Annotated in this window: 24 protein-coding genes and 2 pseudogenes; 2 read left to right on the forward strand and 24 right to left on the reverse strand. The window is 36.8% G+C overall.

What is annotated here, in order from left to right:
* Nucleotides 1-24 precede the first annotated feature (24 nt).
* The 3 genes from cdaS to BANVL01_RS18380 form a co-directional block, all read right to left on the reverse strand.
* Nucleotides 25-648, reverse strand: a complete 624-nt coding sequence (gene cdaS, locus BANVL01_RS18370; protein ID WP_066094946.1) for a sporulation-specific diadenylate cyclase CdaS — start codon at nucleotides 646-648, stop codon at nucleotides 25-27.
* Between the two features lie 103 nt (nucleotides 649-751).
* Nucleotides 752-1,237 carry a hypothetical protein gene (locus BANVL01_RS18375; RefSeq protein ID WP_066094943.1) on the reverse strand — a complete coding sequence of 162 codons (486 nt, stop codon included), beginning with the start codon at nucleotides 1,235-1,237 and terminating at the stop codon, nucleotides 752-754.
* 14 nt (nucleotides 1,238-1,251) lie between these two features.
* Nucleotides 1,252-1,737, reverse strand: a complete 486-nt coding sequence (locus tag BANVL01_RS18380) for a CBO0543 family protein (protein ID WP_066094940.1) — start codon at nucleotides 1,735-1,737, stop codon at nucleotides 1,252-1,254.
* A 313-nt stretch (nucleotides 1,738-2,050) separates the two neighbouring features.
* On the opposite strand from BANVL01_RS18380, the gene BANVL01_RS18385 reads away from it, so the two are divergent.
* Entirely contained in the window at nucleotides 2,051-2,638 is a 588-nt protein-coding gene (locus BANVL01_RS18385; protein WP_066097181.1) for a hydrolase, read from the forward strand.
* Between the two features lie 117 nt (nucleotides 2,639-2,755).
* On the opposite strand, the pseudogene BANVL01_RS18390 reads toward BANVL01_RS18385, so the two are convergent.
* From BANVL01_RS18390 to BANVL01_RS18485, 20 genes and pseudogenes are all read right to left on the reverse strand, one after another.
* Nucleotides 2,756-3,025: pseudogene (locus BANVL01_RS18390) on the reverse strand (NAD(P)H:quinone oxidoreductase, type IV); the annotation flags it as partial.
* Between the two features lie 12 nt (nucleotides 3,026-3,037).
* Nucleotides 3,038-3,466: an organic hydroperoxide resistance protein gene (locus BANVL01_RS18395; RefSeq protein ID WP_066097179.1), complete on the reverse strand. Its 429-nt coding sequence runs from the start codon at nucleotides 3,464-3,466 to the stop codon at nucleotides 3,038-3,040.
* Nucleotides 3,467-3,815: 349 nt separating this feature from the next.
* A complete protein-coding gene (locus tag BANVL01_RS18400; protein ID WP_066094937.1) occupies nucleotides 3,816-4,091 on the reverse strand; it encodes a hypothetical protein in 276 nt (91 codons plus the stop codon).
* Nucleotides 4,091-4,804 carry a pirin family protein gene (locus BANVL01_RS18405; RefSeq protein WP_066094934.1) on the reverse strand — a complete coding sequence of 238 codons (714 nt, stop codon included), beginning with the start codon at nucleotides 4,802-4,804 and terminating at the stop codon, nucleotides 4,091-4,093. The genes BANVL01_RS18400 and BANVL01_RS18405 overlap by 1 nt, the downstream gene beginning before the upstream one ends.
* Before the next feature lie 246 nt (nucleotides 4,805-5,050).
* Nucleotides 5,051-5,716, reverse strand: a complete 666-nt coding sequence (gene wrbA, locus BANVL01_RS18410; protein ID WP_066094931.1) for an NAD(P)H:quinone oxidoreductase — start codon at nucleotides 5,714-5,716, stop codon at nucleotides 5,051-5,053.
* A gap of 50 nt (nucleotides 5,717-5,766) precedes the next feature.
* Nucleotides 5,767-6,192 carry a DoxX family protein gene (locus BANVL01_RS18415; RefSeq protein ID WP_066094928.1) on the reverse strand — a complete coding sequence of 142 codons (426 nt, stop codon included), beginning with the start codon at nucleotides 6,190-6,192 and terminating at the stop codon, nucleotides 5,767-5,769.
* A gap of 26 nt (nucleotides 6,193-6,218) precedes the next feature.
* Complete coding sequence (locus tag BANVL01_RS18420; RefSeq protein WP_305781546.1) at nucleotides 6,219-6,833, reverse strand: alpha/beta hydrolase; 615 nt, start codon at nucleotides 6,831-6,833, stop codon at nucleotides 6,219-6,221.
* Nucleotides 6,834-6,864: 31 nt separating this feature from the next.
* Nucleotides 6,865-7,473, reverse strand: a complete 609-nt coding sequence (locus tag BANVL01_RS18425) for a flavin reductase family protein (RefSeq protein WP_066094921.1) — start codon at nucleotides 7,471-7,473, stop codon at nucleotides 6,865-6,867.
* Nucleotides 7,474-7,496: 23 nt separating this feature from the next.
* Complete coding sequence (locus tag BANVL01_RS18430; RefSeq protein ID WP_066094918.1) at nucleotides 7,497-8,435, reverse strand: ring-cleaving dioxygenase; 939 nt, start codon at nucleotides 8,433-8,435, stop codon at nucleotides 7,497-7,499.
* 130 nt (nucleotides 8,436-8,565) lie between these two features.
* Nucleotides 8,566-8,793: pseudogene (locus BANVL01_RS18435) on the reverse strand (DoxX family protein); the annotation flags it as partial.
* A gap of 46 nt (nucleotides 8,794-8,839) precedes the next feature.
* Nucleotides 8,840-9,262 carry a MarR family winged helix-turn-helix transcriptional regulator gene (locus BANVL01_RS18440; RefSeq protein WP_066094916.1) on the reverse strand — a complete coding sequence of 141 codons (423 nt, stop codon included), beginning with the start codon at nucleotides 9,260-9,262 and terminating at the stop codon, nucleotides 8,840-8,842.
* A gap of 872 nt (nucleotides 9,263-10,134) precedes the next feature.
* A complete protein-coding gene (locus tag BANVL01_RS18445) occupies nucleotides 10,135-10,797 on the reverse strand; it encodes an HAD family hydrolase (protein ID WP_066094913.1) in 663 nt (220 codons plus the stop codon).
* 112 nt (nucleotides 10,798-10,909) lie between these two features.
* Nucleotides 10,910-11,590: a transaldolase family protein gene (locus BANVL01_RS18450; RefSeq protein WP_066094909.1), complete on the reverse strand. Its 681-nt coding sequence runs from the start codon at nucleotides 11,588-11,590 to the stop codon at nucleotides 10,910-10,912.
* A gap of 73 nt (nucleotides 11,591-11,663) precedes the next feature.
* Complete coding sequence (locus BANVL01_RS18455) at nucleotides 11,664-12,041, reverse strand: PTS glucitol/sorbitol transporter subunit IIA (protein WP_342342367.1); 378 nt, start codon at nucleotides 12,039-12,041, stop codon at nucleotides 11,664-11,666.
* Nucleotides 12,042-12,162: 121 nt separating this feature from the next.
* Nucleotides 12,163-13,176, reverse strand: a complete 1,014-nt coding sequence (gene srlE, locus BANVL01_RS18460; protein ID WP_066094907.1) for a PTS glucitol/sorbitol transporter subunit IIB — start codon at nucleotides 13,174-13,176, stop codon at nucleotides 12,163-12,165.
* Between the two features lie 20 nt (nucleotides 13,177-13,196).
* Nucleotides 13,197-13,748 (reverse strand): PTS glucitol/sorbitol transporter subunit IIC, encoded by a 552-nt coding sequence (gene srlA / locus BANVL01_RS18465; RefSeq protein WP_066094904.1) that lies wholly within the window; start codon nucleotides 13,746-13,748, stop codon nucleotides 13,197-13,199.
* 18 nt (nucleotides 13,749-13,766) lie between these two features.
* Complete coding sequence (locus BANVL01_RS18470; RefSeq protein ID WP_235845650.1) at nucleotides 13,767-14,216, reverse strand: transcriptional regulator GutM; 450 nt, start codon at nucleotides 14,214-14,216, stop codon at nucleotides 13,767-13,769.
* A gap of 30 nt (nucleotides 14,217-14,246) precedes the next feature.
* Nucleotides 14,247-16,169 (reverse strand): BglG family transcription antiterminator, encoded by a 1,923-nt coding sequence (locus BANVL01_RS18475; RefSeq protein ID WP_066094901.1) that lies wholly within the window; start codon nucleotides 16,167-16,169, stop codon nucleotides 14,247-14,249.
* Between the two features lie 112 nt (nucleotides 16,170-16,281).
* A complete protein-coding gene (locus BANVL01_RS18480) occupies nucleotides 16,282-17,082 on the reverse strand; it encodes an SDR family oxidoreductase (protein ID WP_066094899.1) in 801 nt (266 codons plus the stop codon).
* Nucleotides 17,083-17,400: 318 nt separating this feature from the next.
* Entirely contained in the window at nucleotides 17,401-22,572 is a 5,172-nt protein-coding gene (locus BANVL01_RS18485; RefSeq protein ID WP_066094896.1) for an AAA family ATPase, read from the reverse strand.
* Nucleotides 22,573-22,771: 199 nt separating this feature from the next.
* Between BANVL01_RS18485 and BANVL01_RS26875 the strand changes: the two genes are divergently transcribed.
* Complete coding sequence (locus tag BANVL01_RS26875) at nucleotides 22,772-22,948, forward strand: anti-repressor SinI family protein (RefSeq protein ID WP_082805065.1); 177 nt, start codon at nucleotides 22,772-22,774, stop codon at nucleotides 22,946-22,948.
* Here BANVL01_RS26875 and BANVL01_RS18490 read toward each other — a convergent pair.
* A complete protein-coding gene (locus tag BANVL01_RS18490) occupies nucleotides 22,929-23,645 on the reverse strand; it encodes a response regulator (RefSeq protein ID WP_066094893.1) in 717 nt (238 codons plus the stop codon). The two genes, BANVL01_RS26875 and BANVL01_RS18490, sit on opposite strands and share 20 nt — an antisense overlap.
* Nucleotides 23,646-23,697: the final 52 nt, after the last annotated feature.

Raw genomic sequence — 23,697 nt, forward strand, 5'->3', positions numbered from 1 at the left:
TTTTTCTCAACCCTTTTAGATACTTTAGAACACAATTTGTTGTGTCGTGTTAATTGGATATAATTTTCCGTTTAAGGCAAATGAAATTTTACCTGTTTCTTCAGAAACAACCAGTGCAAGAGCATCACTTTGTTCCGATACTCCTATAGCAGCACGGTGACGTGTGCCAAGTTTTTTTTCTGTAATCATCTTCGTTAATGGAAGTATATTAGCTGCTGAATAAACTTCATTACCTCTGATTAATACTGCCCCATCATGCAGCGGGTTACCCGGATAAAAAATGGAGGCCAATAGCTTTGGTGTAACCATTGCACCTATAGTTGTTCCTTTTTGGATAATGTTGTCAAGAGAGTCACTTCGTTCAATTACAATCAACGCACCATGCTTACGTTTCGATAGATGCTGAGCTGTAGCGGTTAAATCCTCATATGTGTCAGTAAAGGACGATAAGTAACAATTTAAATAAAAAGAAGCCGCCATTGATTCAATTGAATTCAGCTGTTCTTTAACATCCTCTAGACTACCCAAAACACAATAGTTTTCGTTTCCGAGTACATTTAAATTAGATTGAAGCAAATGGATTAGGTGTTGAATTCCATCTTCTAAATTTTGTTTCATTGGTGAAAAATCGCAATTTTGAATGTCCATCTGTTTCCCTCCAACAACTGTTTTATCCTTTTAAACCTATTGAATAGAAATACCCCAGCTACTGGTCTCAAAAAAAAGCCCATGTGGATAGGCTCTTTTGAAATTAAGAAGGTCTCCCACGATAATTGGTTTTAGAAGTAATTTTTATTAATATATAACGAATTATAAATCCAATTCCTAACCCAGGTATCAAAGACAATATTGGAAGCCAAATAGGACCAAATGATATACCGAAAAATATCTTTGGCGAGTACATAAGACCTACTGTGACAAAATAGGCTCCAAAAGCAAATGGGACAAACGATAACCGAGGATTCTTACCTTCCGCATATTTATAGGCATCATACATTGCAAACATATAAACACATGGATAAAACATAAGCCATTGGTAATCAACCACTCTGGCAGCATCATTTATCTTCCCAAGAAAACTAAACATGATAGCTTGATTAAATAAACTGTTTACATTAATGATGAATTCTAAAAGGATAAACAAAACTCCTTTTAAAAGGTGACCATTTAATAATTGACCAAAACCTGGAAAGGCAATACTCCAAAGAATTGCTTCTAACTTATGCGTTTTATTCATAATATCAACCTTTATTATTCGGTTATATTTGGATTACCTTTTATTTTATCTAATATTTTTATTAATCCCACCAAACCTCTAATCGTAAATAAAGTAAAACTCACACTCCCGAATGTATGGATTGGTGACCATTTTTTCCATTTAAATAATCTAGAATTCTTTTCAAAATACCACTGACCGATACTCATCGGAACACTGAATGCTAAACTTTTCAATAAAATTTTTCCAAAATTATCATTATAGGACATTTTCACCCAAATAACACTTAAAATGGGGAAAAACAACATGTCATAAATAATGTTAGTTTTAAAAATTTTCCCTAAAGGCCGAACTGGATATTCAATTCTTTTGGTTCCGACAACATAAGCATCAACCAGAGTCGCAAGAACCCCTTTCGAGAAGAAAATAAGAAGATTTTCTCTCATTTTTGAACCTCTAAATAGAAATGGCAGGGCAACTACACACAAACCAGTGAGTAAATTTAACAACTTTTTCTCCATTCGATATCATCCTTTTTATCATTATTATTTTTAAAATTACCTTAAAAAATTTATTTATACCTACTCTAAATTGCTAGAAAAATATATTAGCAAGAGTAATTCACTCCTTATTGTCTTTATGCATATACTTTGATGAATTTAATTTTATAGTCCCAAAAATAATGGAGGTATTAACATGAATCCTGTTGTTTATCGGTGCCCACTTTGCAGAAACCATTTTTATCGAATTCCTTCCGCAGTCCCTGTAAATTCAAAGAGTACCACAACAGGCCGCCGTTCTCAGCATTTGCTTTCCCCGACTGACCATATTCTAATGTTAACCGACCATCAACCGCAAATGGTTTTTTCAGTCCAATCACATGATACTGCACTCCTGCGCAACAATATCGCCGGGCTAGCAAAAACCGCGAAATTATTCAGTATCCCTACTATATTGACATCAATAACAGCGGCAACTTTCAGCGGTAAAACTTTATCAGAAATCCAATCAGTCTTTCCTGATCAAAAACCTATTGATCGAACAACGATGAACGCATGGGATGATCTAAGAGTAGTAAGGCAAATCAATGCATATGGAAAAGGAAAAATAGTCATCGCCGGTATGTGGACAGAGGTGTGTTTGCTTGAACCGGTTCTGAGCGCTATCTCCGATGGGTATGAAGTATATTTTGTTTCGGATGCCTCAGGTGGAGTAACTAAAGAGGCCCACGATATGGCGGTTATACGTATGACACAAGCTGGAGCAACCCCAATTACTTGGCTGCAATATTTGCTTGAGTTACAACGTGATTGGGCTCTTAAAGAAACCTACAATGGGACACTCGATATTGTTAGGCAGCACGGAGGTGCTTACGGATTGGGAGTTATATATGCTAATGAGATGTTTGGGGCTTTTACGTAAGAAAAGGGATTAATCATTTTGCTAAAGACCATTAGTAGTTTAGTATTAAAAAATACTTTGGCTAAAAATAGAAAAACTAATCGGAGTTCCAATTAGTTTTTTATTAAAAAATGAATGATTTGCATTTTTTACCCATTCTGCAATTGTAACAGTTCGTTTTGCTTGATGTTTCACAGCATCTTGAACGGCACGAACATCTTCAACCATCTTACCTGACTGATCTACTGTTACACTGGTTCCATACGGATTTCCACCAGCCCCGAAAATGACTTGATTTGTATATCCTGGAGCTGCAATAATAGCTCCCCAATGATGCATCGTTGTATATAATGATAAAATTGTGGCTTCCTGACCACCATGAGGGTTTTGTGCAGAGGCCATACAACTGCCGAATCAGTTTTATTCAATAACCTCTAGAGTTACGTCAATATTCCCTCTTGTTGCTTTTGAATATGGGCAGAATTCGTGTGCCTTATGTACAAGGTCTTCTAATTTTTCTTTTTCAATACCAGTTCCTTTTACTTGTAACGTTACAGCAATTTTATATCCTTGATCATCTTCATCTTTTAAGAAACTAACATTTGCTGTTACTTGTGATTCAAATTTGATATGTTCTTTCCTAGCCATATGCTGTAAAGCTCCATCAAAACAAGCAGAATATCCAGCTGCGAATAACTGTTCAGGGTTTGTAGCGTTTGGGAACTCTTTTGCTCGAGGAGATCCCGGCATCGCTAGATCAAATTTTATATTACCATCACTCGATTCAACTCTGCCTTGTCTTCCTCCTACAGCTGTTGCAGATGATGTAAATAAGGGTTGTTGAGTCATTGTTTTGTTTTTCTCCTTGCTTGTTAAATTTCCATTTTCCCCCTGCTTATTATTTCCTTCACTTTTAATTGATATCCCAATTAAGGAATACAAATTAGTAATACTTGATTTTACACGATTTTCTGTTCGTGGAAAATCTAAGGTCGAATACGAAATCGGCCTCGCATTAATGGCCGTGAATATCCGAATATATGTGGCAAGAGTATAAGCTCTTGTCGGTATAATCTTAAATCAAAATGAAAAAAGTGAAATCGCGCGTACGATTTCACTTTTTTCATTGATTGAGGCTACTTCTGTCCCAGCCTCTCTTATTAAAAAATATGAGGGTTTTCTAATGATGCAACTTCTTTCATTGAGTCGGATAGACAGTTTTATGATCAGCAAGGATCATCAATTGTTTTTCCTTAGATTGAAAATTAATTTGTGCATCAGAGGAGTAATACCAGATCTTTTCGTTTTCCTTTACCTCAAATATATTTAACTCATCCTGAAAATTCAAAATTCCCGAAGCGGTTTCCACATCAACTGGCAACGAGATCAGCCAATGGTGGTCTTTTTTTTCAATAGTGTATATATTAGTTTGACACAGCAATCGGCTGCCTATAGAATGACGAATCATCAGCATTAAAATTCGCCTCCAGGTAAATCAATTAATAAAAAGAAACTATCTTGATTTCCGTGAATGGTAATTTCATGGGTGTCAGTGATTCGAGCTGCGTCCCGGGACTTTAAAATGGAATCCTTATTTATTGAGATTTCCCCCTCTATATTAAAGACATAAATCTTCCTGCCTGCTTCCTGTCGAAAGTTAAGTGTCTTCTTGTCTTCTAGCTTTGATAAGTAAAGGGTTAAATCTTGATGGATTTTAGCCACCCGATCTGAGCCGGTACGGGATATTACCGGTAATAAGTGATTATGTAATTGTTCAATATCATATGAAATGTCTTCATAGGACGGGATTAGCTTCTTTTCATTCGGTAAAAACCATAATTGTAAGAATTGTACTTCTTCCTGATTGGACGCGTTAAATTCGGAATGAAGCACACCAGTTCCAGCACTAATACGCTGAATGTTTCCACGACTAATAATTCCAGCATTTCCTAAGTTATCTTCATGTTTAAGCTGTCCCTTCAATACAATAGAAACAATTTCTGCTTCACGATGTGGATGAATCCCAAAGCCTTTTCCCGCCTGAACGGTGTCATCGTTAAAGACACGTAACGGACCAAATTGGATATTAGAAGAATCATAATATTCACCAAAGGAAAAACCTAGATTACTCTCCAGCCAATCATTTTTTACTGTGTAGCGTTTACCTGCAGGATAAAGTTCAATCAACTTTTTCCACTCCTTAGCTTAAATTTATTAAAAGGTTTTCCAGCGTTATTAATTAGTCATTAATTCTTTCTTCCAAAACAACAAAAGTTGGAATATATAACCGGATTTCTTCCGCTATATGCTCCAACTCTTTCTTACTTCTGCTAGAGATCATTTCATATTCTTTGGTTAAGAATTCGAAAAAGTCCTGATTGCTTAAGATTTAATTGTTAAGCTAAACGAAAGTTTCGATTAGCTTCTTACTATTTATTGATTTGCTTTTTTTACCCATTCTGCAACTGTAACTGTACGTTTCGCTTGGTGTTTAACCGCTGCCTGTACATCTTCAATCATTTTCCCATCTTGACCAACTGTAACACTTGTTCCATATGGATTACCACCGGCACCAAATGTAACTGGATCAGTATAACCAGGAGCAGCGACAATTGCACCCCAGTGATACATAGTCGTATAAAGTGATAAAATGGTTGCCTCTTGACCGCCGTGTGGGTTTTGAGCGGAAGCCATCGCACTTACAACCTTATTCACTAGCTTTCCATTAAACCAAAGTCCGCCCGTTGTATCTAGGAATTGCTTCATTTGTGATGGCATATTACCAAAGCGAGTTGGTACACTGAAAATAATGGCATCAGCCCATTCTAGGTCTTCTAATTTAACCTCTGGCACATCCTTTGTTTTTTCAACTGTAGCTTTCCAAGCAGGATTTCCTTCAATAGCTGATTTTGGTGCAAGTTCAGGCACTTTTAATACTTTTACTTCTGCACCAGCTTCTCTCGCACCTTCTTCAGCCCATTTTGCTAGTTGATAGTTTGTTCCACCCATACTGTAATAAATCACTGCTAATTTTACATTAGTCATTTTTTCTGTCTCCTTATCAGATGAATTACCAAATAATTTGGATAAGAATCCCATTATAATACACCATCCTATTTTTTCTTTCATTTAAAATTTACATTCATTTATCAAGCAGCTCTTTTGAACTCATTTGAACCTTTATGAAAAATCAATTGGCTAACTGATAATAGTTTGCTCCCATTAATTACAAGAAAAACTGCCATTGCTAAAAATGCTAAATCTAACTCATATCCAGCCATCTGACCATTTCCTAATAAACCAACCGCAAGTTTCACTTTTAATGTTGCCCCAATCATTAGTAATGCAAACAACGCAGATATTAATCTTGTTGCTACTCCAATGATTAACGCGACACCGCCCACGATTTCAATCAAAGCAACACCATATGCCATAAATCCTGGTAATCCCATGCTTTCAAACCATCCGACAATATTTTCAATTCCACCTTGAAACTTTACAATTCCATGAATTAAAAATAATGCCCCTAGTGTTACTCGTAAAATAAGTGCCCCAATTTCGTTTTTTAACATCATTTTCTACCTCTCCGTTATCCTATATTCTATTTGATCATTACCTTACGATACCAAGTCGCAGCGGCTTCGACTTCTTGCATTGTTAATTGATGACCTCTATTCTCCCAATGAAGTTCTACGTTTGCATTAGCCTTTTCCAATAAAGATTGTAATTCAGCCGATTCCATTGGCGAGCAGATTGGATCATTGGTCCCAGCTGCAATAAACACAGACTTACCTGATAAGTCAGGAAGATCCATTCCTTTTCTCGGTACCATTGGATGGTGAAGGATCGCACCCTTTAATGCGTTTTGATAATGGAATAATAAACTTGCTGCTATATTCGCTCCATTTGAGTATCCAATTGCGATAATATTATCTCGGTCGAAGCCATACTTTTCTGCTGCTTCATCAAGAAACTCATTTAATTCTTTTGTTCGATAAATTAGATCTTCTTCATCAAAGACACCTTCTGCTAATCTGCGGAAAAAACGAGGCATCCCATTTTCTAATACATTCCCACGGACGCTTAATACATTTGCCTCATCATCAATCATTCCTGCAAGTGGCAGCAGGTCTAATTCATTGCCGCCAGTACCATGAAGCAATAATAACGTTGGTTTTGTTGGATCTTGGCCTTTATTAAATATATGTTTCATTATTTATCTCCCCCGAAAATAGGTTTATTAGGAACTATTTAGGTCTTTCTATTTCAAAAATTTCACCAATTTTGGCGTAATTATTTCCAGCCAAACGACTTACAGCCGCTAAGCCCCTAGGGTCAATTCTTCCATTTTCATAAATATCGCTTTCGATATGAAATTGAACAACTTTTCCAATAATCAGGTCACACCCTGGAGTACCCGTGCCTCCCAATTCTAAGGAATGCTCCAAAGAACATTCCATTCTGATTTTCGCCTCCTTAACTCCAGGAACTGAAATTTTCACACTTTCTACTGGAGTTAAGTTTGCTAACTCAATCTCACTCACTTCTGGTGGAAGGTTTGCAGCTGTTTTATTAATTTTTTCAACATTTTGTTCATCCACGATATGAACTACAAATTGTCTGGATTCTTTGATGTTTCTTGCTGTATCCTTTTGTCTCCCCGTTGAGCGTTGAATTGATAATGAAATCATTGGGGGATTGGATGACACGATATTAAAATAACTAAATGGTGCACCATTTAATACGCCGTCTTTCGAAATTGTTGTGACGAAAGCAATCGGTCTAGGTATGATGCTGCCAATTAGAAATTTATAATTTTCTCTTTCAGACAATGAGGCTGGATCAATTGAGAGCAAAGAAATCATTCCTTTTCGTGTGATCAGTCTAGTTTTCTTACTTCAAACGGAAGCAAAGCTCGTTCTAACTGTCCTCTATGTTGTTCATACTGTTCTGGCAGCATCAATTTTTCACCCATTGTCTCTTGAGATTCATCATGAGCAAATCCTGGAGGATCAGTTGCAATTTCAAATAGAATTTCCCCATGTTCTCTGAAGTAAACGGCATTAAAGTAGTTCCTATCCTGTACAGGAGTAACACCATACCCTTTGGATGCCACGTATTTTTGCCAATCCAATTGATCTTGATCATCAATCGCCCGCCAAGCAATGTGGTGAACGGTGCCTACACCCATTTTTCCACGTCCATTTGGAGTTAATTTAATGTCGATAATATTTCCAATATCAGCAGTGGAACGAAAACGCGCTAAATCACCTTCTTTACCTACTAATTCAAGTCCCATTACTGTTTCCAACAATTCGGCCGTTTTGTTAGGCTGTGTTGATAAAAGAGTTGCTCCACCAAAGCCTTTGATGGCAACTTCAGGTGTTACCTCTCCGAAAGTCCAGGTATTTACTTCCCCTGCTTCTCTTTCTACAATTTCCAAGTGAAGTCCATGTGGGTCATCAAATTCCAAAAATTGTTCTCCAAAGCGTTCCATTTTAGTAAAAGGAATGTTGAACTTTTCTAGTCTATTTTCCCAAAATCCCATGGCACCTTTCGGAACTACATAAGAAGTGACACCTACTTGACCGTCTCCAATGATTCCTTGGCGGGCTCCCGCCCATGGAAAGAATGTAATGATGGTTCCTGGCTTTCCACCTTCATTACCGAAATAAAGATGATAGGTACCTGGATCATCAAAATTGACTGTTTGTTTTACCATGCGCAGCCCCAAAACTCCTGCGTAAAAATCTACATTTCCTTGCGGATGTCCTACGATGGCTGTGATATGGTGAATTCCCATTGTTTTCTTACTCATTTTTCAACACCCCTTTTTAAAGTACAATCCAGTTATTTTAAAGGAATTCGATACCTTATTTTGTTCCTAATCTCCATTTATTAAATATAATAACATTCATTTTAATTCAAGAATTATCAATTTGAGATATTTAGAATAAAAATGAATCTAAAGCATATTGACCAGGACCGATTGAAGCTATTCCAATGGCAACTGCAAGCAAAGTTAAGTTATATTCATATCCATTCGATGTTGCCCATAATCCGTTTGGAGCGTGAACCTTTACGATCACCATTGGCATAGTCCCTGCAATCAATATTCCTGCAAGTGGGGTTAAAAGTCCTAAAGCAAATAATATGCCGCCAATAAATTCTGCTAATTGTTTTTGCCTCGAATCCGAGGGATTTTTTTAAAAAAATGCACGTTTACACTTTATTCCTTACTTTTTTTAAAAGCTGCACCAATGCCTCTACCTCATCAGAATGTAATGAATCAAACAAATGATTGATGAACTCATGATATTTCGGCATGAATTCGTTCATCAATTCATTACCATCATCAGTTAATGTCACATGTATCACTCTGCGGTCATTTGCACAGGCATTTCGACTTAATAAACCTCTTTGTTCTAGTTTATCTATAACATAGGTCATCGACCCACTTGATACTAATATACATTTGCCAATTTGTTGAATCGTTTGTTTCCCTTTTTGATAAAGCACCTCTAAAACGGAAAATTCGGTAATACCTAGCTTGTTTTTTGCTATTTCTTCCTTTATTCGATCATGAATTGCTTTAGATGTTTGCATTAATAAAAGATAGGGCTGATTATTGCATTTCCTTTCCATTAATATCACCCCTTTTTTAAGTCTTGAATTCGATTATCTTGAATCTGAGATAATAATAATTCTAATTCATGTGTTTGTCAATAACCTATTTATTTTTAGTACATCGCTGGAGTGATTGTAAAGGAGATCAATGATGTACTTTATGGCCTGCTTTCTAAATTTCAACAAATTTCTTCGTTGCGTTAGAACGAAAAGCTTATTACCTTGGGTTAGATTACATATTCAAATAAACGATTGATTAGATTTTATAAAACTAATCAATCGTTTGTTTGAAATTGGATTAAGTGCTTATAAGTAACAATTTTCCCCTGAAAATCAATCCAAATAATGTCGGAAGTATGCTCCTCCTTGACCCTAAAAACCGCATTCTATGTCTAAAAATAGGTTTCCAAAGCTTAGATTACAAGTTTCGACAGGTTTTTCCATTTTTCTAGTTCAATTAAACGTTTGATTGAATTTTGTCTAATTCCTTCTGCTCCTATGATTTTCTCGGGAAATTGATCAAAATAATATCGAAATGAGCTCGACTTTTTTCACCCCCATTTCACTGCTTATCTATTTTTTACAACCCCTAAAACAAAGCCATCATATCCCTTGCTTCAACAATCCAACATTTAGAAAGGGACTGCCACTTTTATTGGAGAAAAGAAAAAGCAGTCAATGGCTGCTTTTTCTTTCTTATTCACACAAAACTACAACGCTTCAACATCGACAAACGACTTCATCAAATGTGACGAGAAGCTCCTTATTTTATTCTTAATACAAATTTCCCTTTTGCTCTACTTGATTCAGAGTACTCTATCGCCTTCTGCGCTTCCTCAATTTTGGGGAGGCTTACTGTGTGCGTACCTCATCAATTCAACTGTTGGATATTATTTAAGAAGAAACATCTCTTTACAAATATCAATGTTTATATCTTTGAAGTACTCAACAATCTTATCCGCCTTACTTAAATCCATGTTGTTAAATTCCGGATTGTTATATCCAATACATGTCATTCCTGCTGCTTTTGCGGCTAAGGTACCATTTTGGGAATCTTCAATGACCAAACAATTGGCTGGCTTCACATCTAACTCTTTAGCTGCTTTTAAAAAGACATCTGGGAACGGCTTAGAATTTTCACAGTCTTGACCTGTGACCAACACTTGAAAGGTATTATTTAATTGAAAGATTTCAACTGTATAATAGATGTCTTCAAGTGGAGAGGAAGAGGCAATCGCTAAAGGAACGCCCTGTTTATGCAAATGCATAATGAGATCCAACACTCCAGGAATGGGACGCAAACCATCTCTTTTTATAATGTCTTTCCGTATCGCTTCCATCCGTTTAATACACTCTTCCACTGATAAAGAAATCGCAAGCTCCTCTTTCATTTTCGTCCACGTATATTCTGCGGTGGTTCCCATGAATTGATGGTGGTAACTGCTATCCACAGAAATGCCTAACTCATTTAATAGAGTATCCTTTGCTTGAAAAAAGCTATCTTCAGAGTCAATAATTACCCCATCCATATCAAAAATAACAGCTTCTAGCATATAATCTCCCCTCATTTATGTATTTCACCCATTCCCCCCACATGCTCTTGAAAGTAAACTATGATGAATCTAGCATTTTGAGGATTCTGACCATTCTAACAAGATCTATCTTTTACGAGTTAAATAGAGTCGTTTTATTAATGCCATACGCATTCTGCCATTGCTCTTTAAATGCAGACACATCTGCTGGAGTGGCAGGAAAAGAAAGAAATTTCTCAATTAAATCAGGACTAACTGTTACAGTATGTGCACCAGCCAGGCATACATCGTGAACTTGTTGAACATTTTTAAAGCTGGCTGCTAAGATTTCTGTTGGTAACTGATAGGCAGCAAATAATTCAGCAATTTCCGCTACTACGTTTACGCCATTTCCAGTCAAATTATCAATGCGGTTTACATACGGCGCCACATAGTTGGCACCAGCCATTGCTGCAATAAGTGCTTGAAAGGCAGTATAAATGGTCGTCGCGAGTGTAGGAATTTGTTCAGCTGAAAGGAGTTTAATCGCTTTTATACCTTCGACGGTTGCAGGAATTTTGATCACTACATTCCCAGGAATCTTACTGGTAATATAGTTTGCTTCCTCCATCATTTCTTCTGCTGTATCCCCAATCACTTGGACGAATAATTCCTTTTCTTCTCCGATGACTTCTCTAATTTCCTTCAGTTGCTCTAAAAAAGGGCGATTTTCTTTGACAATGATAGACGGATTCGTGGTAACACCCGCAATCGGAAAATACTCATTTAGTTTGGCAATCTTTTCTACATCTGCCGAATCAATATAAAGTCTCATTATTCATTCCACCTCGTAAAAGAGAGGCTTATCTTTTACAAGTAAGCCTCTTCCTATTTAAATAGAATAATAACTATTCATGAACAATCTTAAGTTCTGTGCCCATTTCAATGGCAGGAATTTCTTTATTTTCTAAATACAACGTCCCAGGTAATTCTGGTGTAGTGGAGCCATCGAAACGCAATGTAATATGCCCAAGAGTCGTTAAGTTTCGTTGAACAAGATTCCCTGCGGAAGTAATTTCAAATGGTACATTATTAATGAATAGTTTGTCTCCTGCTTGGATTTCTCCCTCTGCCTCTACCACATCGATTTGATAGCAAAAATCTTTAAGGTCCTGAGGAGCCCCGGTACCAAACAAAATAAACATATTTTCTTCCAAGAATGAATTTGCGAATGGACCAATACTTTTTACTTTATTTTCATAAATTGTTTTCATATCCTGCGGCACGACAGCCAATTGTCGTACCTACCTCCTATGCAATAGATTAATCGTTGCTAATTTTCTTCATTCCTAAATATCTCTAGTATTGAAAATGATCAAATTAGAAAGAGCAATCCGTCATATCTAATTATTCATATAAACCGAAACTTGCAAGCCATGCAACAAATACCCTTGGAACCCCTATTAAAAATCTCGAATAGAGAACAGATGGCACCCCAACTTCTACTGTTTCTGCTTCTGCTTCTGCAAGTCCTAATCCTACAGGAATAAAGTCACAGGCATTTTGTGTATTAATCGCAAATAAAGCTGGTAGTGCTAAGTGTGGCGGAATATTGCCCTTACCGATTTCAACCCCAATCAATGTACCAATAACTTGTCCAATTACTGCGCCTGGGCCGAGTAATGGAGACAAGAACGGTAACGAACAGATAAACCCGATTAAGAGAAGCCCCCAAATATTACCTGCGAGTGGCGACATGACCTTCGCAAACACATTACCAATCCCGGACCCTTGGATAATTCCGATTAATAGGGATACAAACGCCATGAACGGAATGATCGTGTTAATCATCGTTTGAACGGCATCACGCCCTGCTTGATAGAAAGTATTAATAACTTTACCTGCACCAAGTCCAAATTTTGTTACGATGCTTTTATTCTTTTTATCCGCTAAAGTTTGAGAAATCTTTTTATCCGCACTATATTTGAATTCCCTTTCAGGATCTTCAATCTTTTCGGCAGCCGCTGCTACAAATGCCTTTGAACCATCAGCGGACTGGATTTGATCGAGGTCAACTGCCGAAACATAAATATCTTCGGTGATGAATTTAGCTAATGGACCTGTTTTTCCTGTCGGCATAATATTAACAGTTGGAATACGCTTTTGCGGATAAATCCCACAGCGCAATGTACCGCCACAATCAATAATCGCCACCATAGTGTTCTCATCAGGAACCGATGTTTGAAAACCATTTACAGCTTCTCCGCCAGTCAATTCAGCTATTTTATCGACAATGGCAGGTTTAGCACCGCCGCCAGTAATATAAACAATTTTATTTTTCTCAGCAGTCGGAGTAATCGTTAATGGACCTCCGAAACCACCGCTGCCTTTCTCAATTTTAATGGAACGATATTCAGTCATCTTATAACCCCCCTCAAATCCTAGTGATTTAATTTAACTTCTGATTTTAATTTTATTCCTTGTTGTTTTTCAACCATTTTTGTTGTAAAGTCCGTAATCCAGCCGGCAAAGAAGTTCATGACTAAACCAACTAAGAGGTAACGAACAGCTAATTCTGCTGTACTAAAACCGAGTTGTTCAATCCCTGCTGCAATACCGAGAAAGATAAACAACTCTCCTGGGTTAATATGAGGGAATAATCCATTGCTTGTATGACAGAAATAAGCACCAGAAGCATAATAACTTGGTTTGTATTTTTCTGGTAAAAAACGTCCTAATGACAAAGACATTGGATTCCCTAGCATAAACGATCCGATAAATGGAAGAACCATATATCTTAATAGTGGATTTTTTGATGATGCTGCCGCCAGCTTGTTTATCCGTTTTTCCCCAATCAATTGGATCAAGGTATTCATCGCAACTAATAATAACAAGACGACGGGAACAATCCCTTTCATCCATGAAATAAATGTATCCGCACCAGTTTGAAATAATTTCATAAATCCTTCGGCAAATGTAATCATAATATCCATGCTAATTTCACCTCTTATTTATTTTTTAAAAGAAACAACGCGTTCCGCCTGCAGCATCATCCGCTTAAAGGGACTATTCTTTTCAGGAATTTCTCCCCCGCTCATGATGACTTTGTAATTATGAACCGCATCAAGAATGGCTGATTTCAACAATTTGTTGCAATGACCTAAATCTTCTTCTCGTATTGTTTTAATGTTTTTATCTTCAAAACCCGGTAAGTCCCTGACTTTGGCCATAACCGTAACGCCTTGCATTTTCTTCGCCTTAAGAATTTTCCCGCTATTCGTTACAGCAAACAGGACAATCGTACCAGCACGTACCTTTCCAGGTTTTTTACCGATGGCTACTTTCCCCATTCTGCGCAGTTCTGCATACGACTTCGAAAAATGCTTAATTTGCAGAAAACCTAATCCCATTTGAACTAAAAAGGCACCCGCGATAAATATCATAATAATGATCATTTGCATGAGATTTCACTTCCTAACTTGTTGATTACCTTATGACCTCGTTGCTTGCTCAAGGTATTTAGATAGCTCTTCATAATTGGCTGCGTTTGCTAAATCAAATAACAGCTTTTTGTTTGCAGAAATCTTAATGATCTCATCGTATATTTTTACGAGAAGGCTCGCATCATACTCTGTTTGTTCCGGTATACCCAGCAGAAAGACTAATTTAATATCTCTTCCTTCAACTTGTACCACGTTAGGATATACCCCAAGTGCCAATTCGATTTTATTCGATTGATTGTTAATGGTATGTGGCAGGGCAATATATTGATCAAACACCATTGATCCTTTTGCTTCCCTATCCAAAAGCCGTTCCTTAAAACCCGCGTCAAGGTAGCCTTTATTCACTAAATCATCAATCATCCTATTCACGTTTTCTTGATAGCCTTTGCTGCTATCTAAAATGAAGTATTTATCTTCATTAATTAATAGCTTAACGATGGAATTATGATTTCCAACGTCTGTAAGTTTGAACTTTTGCAAATAGGTCACTTTTTCAATTTGTTGGGAAACGCTTTTTTCATCAAAAATTTCATTTATCATGATTAACGGTTTATCAAATTCAATGGCTAATTTTACTGTTGAAAAAACAATGTCATACTGCTCGAAAAGATCTTTTGTTACCTCTGTTTCTGAAAAAAGGTCAATTTCTGTACCTTTATTCAAAATGCGCTGTAATTGAATCGCGACTAATTTGGCTGTACCTCTACCGGTTCCGCAAATGACAGCGACCCGCTGCAAACGTGCAACTTTTCCTTCATTTTGAGCGATAAACACACCAAAATAAAAGGCGATATACCCCATTTCATCTTCAGAAACCTGTAGATCATACTCATTTTCAATGACTTGCCCAGCTATTTCGGCCATTTTATAAGCGACAGGATATTTTTCCTTTACATCAGCGAGCAACGGATTTTTTATCCGCATATTAAACATCAGTCGATTTAGCATGAAGGTTATATGATATTGTAAATCTTTAAAAAACACTTCATTATCGCGGACAATGTCCTTTTCAAAGCCAACCTGCTCGAAAATCTGATCCAACAGCCGTTTAATTTCATCTGTAATCGTAATATCAACCATCGTGTGATTGTTAGTCGGCGTCCTTCTGCCCGCAATAGGAATCGAAATAAATAAGCGTTCTGGTTCAGGAATCGTTATGGGCAACTGACTTTCGATGGCCGATACGATTTCTTCTGCAATTCGATATTCTTTTGAATGTAAAAGCTTATTGTACTTCTCATTAAGCTTTTCAAGAGGATGATTTCTTACTAAGCGATCTAACATAACAATGATTGACTGCATTAATCTATTAAATGTGGTTGATTCTAAATCGTGTTGGCGCGCAATTCTTATGACTTCTGCTTTAATATCCTCATCCAATGGGTAGCCGCTATAAAGATAGTCATAAATGTTATCAAGTATAAATAAGCGTAGATCGAGTTCATTACCACTTAAAAACATCCCGCTATTCGGTTTTCCACGAATGGATAAATTATAGCTTTCCAAGGCAACAGACGCCTTTTTCAGCTCATTCACTAGCGTTGTTCTACCAATATTCATAGCAAATGCTAATTCATCTAAGGTATTCGTTTCATCGCTATTCATTAATCGTTCGATGATAAAGGCAATACGTCTTTGTGGTGAATCAAGCAAATTTTTCTCTGAATTAATTTTTCTAATCAAGTCTTCAAATAATTGCTCATCCTCAATATATAAGCGGTACCCTTTACCTTTTTCGTTCAATAGTGACGCAATTCCATCCAAATCACTATTGAGTTGCTTAATATAATTGCGAATGGTTCTTGTACTAACCCCCATTGTTCCGGCCAAATAATCCAATGAGCAGTACGTTTTCTTTTCGGTCAATTCAATTATCTGAACAACGCGATTATCCATTATTAAATCAGACATGCTTCACTTCACCACCTTTTCTAATGAATGCTTTATCTAGAATTGTAAATGATCTTTTCAATAAAGCATTCAAATTAAAGGCAATCATTTAGTTCTAAATAGCTCCAGATTGTTAACCTCGGGACTTTCCTCCTGAGATGTTAATTGTTGTTCCCGTAATATAACTAGAACGTTCTGAAGCAAGGTAAGAAACCAAATTGCCTATTTCCTCCAGTTTTCCCTCTCGTGCCAATGGAATTGACTTGCTGTAATCTGTTGTCAGTCCATCTACTGTAACGCCACGAGTGTAGGCAAGCGCTTCATTATAAGCAGAAGTTCTCAATCCTGTTGCTTCCATAATACCTGGTGCAATCGCAACAACCCGGATATTATATTTCCCTAATTCCTTTGCCCATGCACGGGTAAAGGCGATAACTGCTCCTTTTGTAGCTGAGTAACAGCTTTGCCCTGCAGAGCCTTCTTGACCAGCTTCGGAAGCAACGTTTATTATAACACCGTTATTATTTTTCAACATTTCTTTTGCCGCTGCTTGTGCACAAAGGAAAGGTCCTTTTTGGTTGACAGCTACCATAAAGTCAAAGTCTTTCTCACTTAATTCGTATTCAGGCTTTTCCCCTTTGACATCCACTAATAATCTCGGAAGATTCACACCAGCATTATTCACTAGGATATCCACACTTCCAAATAATTCAATCGTTTTCGCAACCATTTGATTCACGCTTTCATTATTGGTTACATCACATTTCACAAAGTAAGAGCCGTTCGCTTGTGGTCCTTCCTCTCCTTTTATATCAGAAACAACTACTTTTGCCCCTACCTTCAATAATTCTTCCGTAATGCTTAACCCGATGCCAGATGCACCACCCGTTACAATCGCTACTTTCCCTTCTAATTCAAGCCAAGAATTATCCATCACCATTGCCTCCCATTCAAAGTCTATTAAAATTGATTTAATCCTTAGTTTTATTATAGGGAGTGAGGAGTACTAGATTAATACACAGTTTTTCACTTGAAATTGAAAAGGGTTGCATTTTAGAACGAAGCAAGGGGTTGCACATAATGATTGAAATTTTCCGTTGTTAATCAAACGTTTGATCAATAAAAAAGAACCGAGATGGGCGTACTAGCAGTACGCTTCTCGATTCTATGGATTTATCCGATTTTGCCTCTCGTTTTCCCTTCAGGTATCAACTTTCTAAATGAGGGAAGGACCTTGTTACATTCAAATAATCTATTTATTCATCTGTTCAGCTACTAAAAGTTCTGATTCATTTAATTGTACAGCTGGAATTGTGAAGTAGATGGAAGTTCCTTTCCCCGGTTCACTTTCCGCCCAAATTAATCCTTTATGGAAGGAAATAATTTCCTTGCAGATAGCCAAGCCCAGCCCATGTCCTTCCTTAGAGGTATGTCCTTTCTTTGTATAGGACCGTTCAAAAATGTTTTCAAGGTCATCCGGATTAATTCCGGAACCGGAATCGTGGATGGCGAAGGTAACATGGTCAGATTTTTCCTCAAACAGCAACTGCATATGAATCATACCTTCTGCTGTATGCTTAATGGAGTTACCTATCAAATTTGATATCACCTGATCAATTCTTCCGATATCTACGTTAACCAATGGATAGAGCCTGCCCTGCGATAAGGGGTCTGAAGCTTTGAATTCCAGCCCATTTTTCGTTACATCCCATTCGTACTGACCACATAGATGCAAGAACAGTTTATCCGCTGCAACGTTTTCCATTGAAAAATTAATATTTCCAGCGGTAAGCTGGGACAAGTCAAATAAATCCTGGATAAGCCGGTTTAGTGAATAAATACGTTCCCTGGTTCTTTTTAGATAGACTAATTGTTGTTCAGGAGTATCTACTATTCCATCAATAATAGCCTCGATATAACCTTGAACGGATGTAATGGGTGTCCGTAAATCATGCGATATATTTGATAATAAATCACGCCTTAGTGCTTCTTCATTTTGTAGCTTTTTGTTTGTTTCAGCAAGCCTTTCTATAGCATGTTCAAGATCCGCTGTTCGTTCTTTAATTTTATCTTCAAGAGTTGCGTAAATCCTTGCATTTTCAATAGAAATGGCTGCTTGAGATGAAAGCATCGTGAGTGTTTGAATATGTTCTTCTGTAAACGCGTGAGAAATCAAGTTGTTTTCAAGGTATAAGATTGCAATTAACTGGTTTTGATGGCATATTGGTAAGGATAAAACAGATTTTGGCCCGCTTTTCCTTATATAAGGGTCATCTACAAAAAGCCCAAATAAGGTGGCATTTTCAAGAACTACATGTTCCCTTGTTTTATAGACATAATGAATGAGCTGCAGGGGTACTTCATCACTGAGTTCGTTAATATCACCAGGTAAATCTGTAATGAAGCTGCCATCTAAATCTCTTTTAACAACGATGTCTAATTCATTATTTCGATATAATAATAAAAAACCCTTTTCCGCACCTGCATTCTTTAATAAAGTCGTAATCATGGTAACAATTAATTCCCCGAAATGGATTTCTTTAGATATTGCTTGCGCAGATTTTAGGATTGTCTCCACATCAATGTTTAGATTACTCCTTACGATGCCTTTTGTTTTGTTTAATGGCTCGGCTATTTCCGGGAACTCAAGCAGAAGATGATCCGCTTTTCTAACAGCTCCCCAAAGCATGTAATGTTCATGTGCAAGTTTTAAATAATAGCGGCCTAATTGCACATATCCGGTGCTAATGCTGTAATTTCCAGCACATTCATAAATGATTGCGATATCCTGTTTGAAGTTGTTTTCAATTGCATAGAAAATAGCCTTTTCAAAATACGAATCTATTTCCTCCTTGCTTTTCTTCAAAACCCTAAATAATTCAGCCTCCATTAAATAATACTTATGTTTATAATTCGTAGGTGAGCATTTGGCCCATTTTTTCATTTTCTTAATATTTTTTCTCATATTGCGGATGTGTTTCTTTTTTTCTCTTATTGTACATTTGTCACAAATGCGGCTGAGCCATAACGTACGGTAGAAATAATAATCCGGAGTAATGACGAGTACATTCGTATGATCAATTAACGTAGATAGTTTTTCTAAAAGTTTTATAGCCTGCTCTTTTTCCTTTAAGAGATATGCCATTTGAAGCCTTAACGTAAAGTGAACAATATATCCCGAATCATCATCATTGGAAATTGGCAAATCAAAAATAGGTTCGATATTAAATGACAATAGCACATCAAGCCAATGTTTCATTTCGTTCATAAAATCAACAGATAGCCGATAATTAATACTTCTGACAAATTCCAGCTGCTGATTAACTCCCGCCAGCACTTCCTGAAGCCCCTCCCCTTTCAAAAGAAGGGTCATAATAATAAAAGAACTTGCAGCGCCTGCTAAATGTATGTTGCCTGACTCCACACTATACTTCTGCGATTCATAAAGATAAAAAAGATTCTCTTGTAAATGATTTTTCCAATGATTCACAAACGTAGCATTAACGAAATATACTCTTGCTTTTAAGCTTTTACTATTACTTTTCTCAGCATGCTGAATGGCTAGTTTTCCAAATTCAAAGCTTCTCCTAAAGTTTCCAAACCCGGCACCTTGAATAAGCGAAAAATTATTAAATACTAAACTGGAAATATCAGTTTGCCCATTTTTTAATGTGAACGTAAACGCTTTTAACATCAAACTAGTTGCAAGGTTTTGATTCACATGAAAAGCAGGTGCATTAATATTAATTAATGTTTGCATGAGCTCTTTTTTTGTATCATCCTTCATAACAGGTAAATCCATAAGTTTCAAGGGATTTTTGTTTCTAAATGCAAGCTGAATACGAATTAATTCCATCACAATATCTATTTTTCCTGGATTGCTGTTAATTTCCCAATCGTACAGCTGTAATCCTTTTATTCCTGCATCAACTGCATCTTTTACCCTATGTAAATGTGTAAATAAAGTAATCTTTAAATTATATAATTTTAACTTCTCTTCTCTAGAATGCGCCTTTGCCAAAACCTCATCAAAGGCGGTCTCTGCCTCCGGAAAATGACTGTTTAAATAGGCTGTTTCACCAAATCCTTTTGTAATTTGATAGGTTAATGAATAGCTTTGCTGCCACGAATCCGAAGCTAAAAGTTCCCTGGCCATTAAAAAATATTGATAAGCCGACTGAAAGGCAGCAGCCTTTTTTGCTTCCTCACCCGCTAAGGCATTAAGGGAAGCAAGTTCCTTTCTTTCCTCGTCGTTTAAGAAAACAGCACTAGTATTCAAATGGGATACGGCCTCAAATAAAACTTCATTATCTAAGTAAATAGACTTGTTGTTTTTTAAATATTTCCCGATTTTCAAATGAATTTCTTGTTTCTCAACTTCTGTAAGCAAAGAGTACATAGCCTGCTGAACCTTATCGTGAATGAACAAGAATCGTTCTTCATCCCGATCCTCTTTCCCGACAGGTGAAAGAATCAGAAAACCCTCTTTTACTCCTTGTAATAAATCCGTTATAGTCGACTTCTTTTCTGAATTGAGAAGCGCTGCCAATATATGTATATCGAATTCCTGTCCAAGGCAAGAGGCTGTTTTGAGTAATGTCTGGAGCTCTTTAGGCTGTTTTTTAATCCGGTTAACAAGGTAACTAACAATGTCTTCGCTAATTGTTAAATCTTTTATCATTTCAAAATGAATTGTTTTTATTGAGCCGGATTGTGAGATTACTTTTTCCTTTTCGATGGTATGGAAGAGTTGTGTGATATAAAAGGGGTTCCCCATAGTGATGTTATAAATCATCGTGGAAAGTACTTCCCCATTCTGATCATCAACTTGGTATTGATCACATACCCATTGTTTTACCTGTTCTTCTTGTAGATGGTTAAGTGTGATTGATGTATGAACTTTGTTAGAATCATGCATTTTTTGAATGGCAGCACTTGCAGCCTTATTCAAGGCTAAATCTGAATCGTCCCGAAAAGCAAGGATAATAAATAGATTCCTAGTACTAACATTCGAAACTAAATATTCAATCAATTCTAATGAAGCTGCATCGGCCCATTGGAGATCATCTATAAATAATACAAGAGGGTTTTCTTCAGTAATTAGATTGATTAATTTATGAAATATCATAAGTAAGCGGCTGCGGCTTTCAATTGATGGAAGAACTTCTACCATAGGCTGACTACCGATAATCCATTCTATTTCAGGCAACACGGCAGACATGACGCCGGAATCGTTTCCAAGCCCATCTGCGATTTTTTGTTTCCAAAGCGAAAGGTTCGTTTCTCCTTTCGAGAGGATAATGCGAACCCAGGTTTTCAATGCCTGTGCAATCGGAGCGTATGGAATATTTTTGAGCAGCTGATCAAACTTTCCTTCTAAAAATAGGGCCTTCATTCCCATAGAACTATTTTTCAAATGACGAACAAGTGCTGTCTTTCCACTTCCAGATTGGCCAGAGATAAAAACAGTTTGCTGGTGGCCGTTTAAGGTATGATGCATCATCTGGGCCAATAGATTAGATTCTTGATCCCTTCCGTAAAGCTCATCTAGCTTTAAAAAGTTTTTTGCATTATCCATTAACCCCAACGGGAAATCCTCAATCCATCCCTTTTTTTCATACTCCTCGCAGCAATATTTAAGATCCCTCTTTAATGAGGCCGCCGATTGGTAGCGATCATCCGGTGACTTTTCTAATAGTTTTAGGATGATTGAAGATAGAACACCAGGGATTTCAGGATATATATCCGTAGGTGATTCAGGCAACCTGGTAAAATGGGCATGAATCGTTTCTAAGGGGTCAGTTGAACTGAAAAGCAAATGGTTCGTTAGCATTTCATAAAAAATAATACCCAAAGTGTATAGGTTTGAACGGAAATCCACTTTTCTGTTCATTCTTCCTGATACTTCTGGGGCCATATAGGCAATTTGTTCTGCAGGGAGTTCATAGGTTCTTAGTAAATTTCCCCGGGATATGGAATGGAATAAACCTAGTAACAGGAGTCTTCGATTTGTTAAATCAATCATTAAATTGTATGGGTTTAGCTGAAGCAGTAAAGCCCCTTTGGCATGAATGTTTTCCAGTATCTCACATAGTTGAATGGCCAAAACGAAAAAGTTTTGGATAGAAAATGATTGGGTGTTTATTAGTTTTTTATAAGGAATTGCAGCAAACGTTTTATACACCGGCATGATGTGGTTCCCGTTTTGAATCAATCGGATTGGCTTAATAAAAAAGGGATCATTAATAGCAGCGATTAATTCGCAAAATGCCTGCAATTCTTCAATATCTGCTTTGTATGGGAGACCCACTACCTTTTGGATAACGATTTCCTCGTTTTCCGCGATGAAAATTCCTTTATAATATTCAGCGAATGAATCTGCGGTTATTTTTTTTAATTCTTTAAAGCCTGTTAGTTTAAGCATTTTGGTCCCCACCTTATAACCGAAGGAATTTCGTATAGGTTCTGTCAATTAAGTCCCTATTTCTCGTTTTTCAATTCACATAGGGACATTATGAAATTATATGCTGCAAAAACTTTAAGTAAACTTTAAGTGAATTTATACAGAAGTTATACTAAAGCGCCTAACATGATATTAGAATATTCAGAAACAGGAGGTCGAAATGAAACAAACCACGATTAATTGTGTTCACCCTTCTTTTGATGACACTTTAAAGGAGGAGGAATTGGATTCAGAATGGCTTTCCCTTATATGTAAAGCAAAAGAAATGGGTATTTCATTAACTGAAATTAAGGAGTATTTGTTAAACCCTGGCACTATCATTCGGAAGGATCGGTAAATTTATAACCAATTCCTCGGACTGTTTGAATAAATACGGGTTTTGCCGGATTAGTCTCAATCTTTTTTCTTAGGTTGCTGATATGAACCATTACGGTTCTATTATCACCAAGGCTATCTTCACCCCAGATTAACTGAAATAATTGTTCGACACTATAAACCCTATTTACATTGCTGGCCAAAACACATAATAATTGATACTCTTTAGCAGGTAAAGAGATTATTAATTCCTCTCTTTTTACGACACAACTATCTGTGTCAATGGTGAAACCGGGGAAATACAAAATCGGGTTCTCCCTTTTATTAAGTGCATTTTTATTCTCATAGCTGTTTTGTTTGACCCTTCTTAATTGTGCTTTAATTTTTGCCACTAAAACGCCTGGGCTAAAGGGTTTTGTAATATAATCATCGCCGCCAATCCGCAAGCCTAGGATTTTATCAATATCATCTTCTTTTGCACTTAAAAATAAAATTGGCACATTCGTCTTATTACGTATGGCTTGACAGGTTTCAAATCCGTCAAGCCCCGGCATCATAACATCAAGCAGAATTAAATCTATGTTGTGTTTTTCAGAGAGAGTGATAGCCACTTCGCCATTCTCCGCCAATAATACCTTATATCCTTCTTTTGTTAAAAATAGATTCAAAACTTCACGAATATCCAGATCATCATCGACAACTAGAATCAAATCCTCCATTATGAATTTCCCCCTAAGAAACTATCTTATGGTTTCATTATTTTCCGTTTTT

This window comes from Neobacillus novalis NBRC 102450, assembly GCF_001591805.1.
GTDB classification, from domain to species: domain Bacteria; phylum Bacillota; class Bacilli; order Bacillales; family Cytobacillaceae; genus Neobacillus; species Neobacillus novalis.

Bases quoted from the DNA above. Each gene is read 5' to 3' on its own strand.
- BANVL01_RS18395 (WP_066097179.1), bottom strand. From the start codon at position 3,466: ATGACTCAACAACCCTTATTTACATCATCTGCAACAGCTGTAGGAGGA.
- BANVL01_RS18430 (WP_066094918.1), bottom strand. From the start codon at position 8,435: ATGAGTAAGAAAACAATGGGAATTCACCATATCACAGCCATCGTAGGA.
- BANVL01_RS18415 (WP_066094928.1), bottom strand. From the start codon at position 6,192: ATGATGTTAAAAAACGAAATTGGGGCACTTATTTTACGAGTAACACTA.
- BANVL01_RS18380 (WP_066094940.1), bottom strand. From the start codon at position 1,737: ATGGAGAAAAAGTTGTTAAATTTACTCACTGGTTTGTGTGTAGTTGCC.
- BANVL01_RS18385 (WP_066097181.1), top strand. From the start codon at position 2,051: ATGTTAACCGACCATCAACCGCAAATGGTTTTTTCAGTCCAATCACAT.
- BANVL01_RS18375 (WP_066094943.1), bottom strand. From the start codon at position 1,237: ATGAATAAAACGCATAAGTTAGAAGCAATTCTTTGGAGTATTGCCTTT.
- BANVL01_RS18400 (WP_066094937.1), bottom strand. From the start codon at position 4,091: ATGCTGATGATTCGTCATTCTATAGGCAGCCGATTGCTGTGTCAAACT.
- BANVL01_RS26875 (WP_082805065.1), top strand. From the start codon at position 22,772: ATGAAACAAACCACGATTAATTGTGTTCACCCTTCTTTTGATGACACT.
- BANVL01_RS18445 (WP_066094913.1), bottom strand. From the start codon at position 10,797: ATGCTAGAAGCTGTTATTTTTGATATGGATGGGGTAATTATTGACTCT.
- cdaS (WP_066094946.1), bottom strand. From the start codon at position 648: ATGGACATTCAAAATTGCGATTTTTCACCAATGAAACAAAATTTAGAA.
- BANVL01_RS18490 (WP_066094893.1), bottom strand. From the start codon at position 23,645: ATGGAGGATTTGATTCTAGTTGTCGATGATGATCTGGATATTCGTGAA.
- BANVL01_RS18485 (WP_066094896.1), bottom strand. From the start codon at position 22,572: ATGCTTAAACTAACAGGCTTTAAAGAATTAAAAAAAATAACCGCAGAT.
- BANVL01_RS18450 (WP_066094909.1), bottom strand. From the start codon at position 11,590: ATGAGACTTTATATTGATTCGGCAGATGTAGAAAAGATTGCCAAACTA.
- wrbA (WP_066094931.1), bottom strand. From the start codon at position 5,716: ATGGGATTCTTATCCAAATTATTTGGTAATTCATCTGATAAGGAGACA.
- BANVL01_RS18475 (WP_066094901.1), bottom strand. From the start codon at position 16,169: ATGTCTGATTTAATAATGGATAATCGCGTTGTTCAGATAATTGAATTG.
- srlA (WP_066094904.1), bottom strand. From the start codon at position 13,748: ATGGATATTATGATTACATTTGCCGAAGGATTTATGAAATTATTTCAA.
- BANVL01_RS18480 (WP_066094899.1), bottom strand. From the start codon at position 17,082: ATGGATAATTCTTGGCTTGAATTAGAAGGGAAAGTAGCGATTGTAACG.
- BANVL01_RS18470 (WP_235845650.1), bottom strand. From the start codon at position 14,216: ATGCAAATGATCATTATTATGATATTTATCGCGGGTGCCTTTTTAGTT.
- BANVL01_RS18440 (WP_066094916.1), bottom strand. From the start codon at position 9,262: ATGGAAAGGAAATGCAATAATCAGCCCTATCTTTTATTAATGCAAACA.
- srlE (WP_066094907.1), bottom strand. From the start codon at position 13,176: ATGACTGAATATCGTTCCATTAAAATTGAGAAAGGCAGCGGTGGTTTC.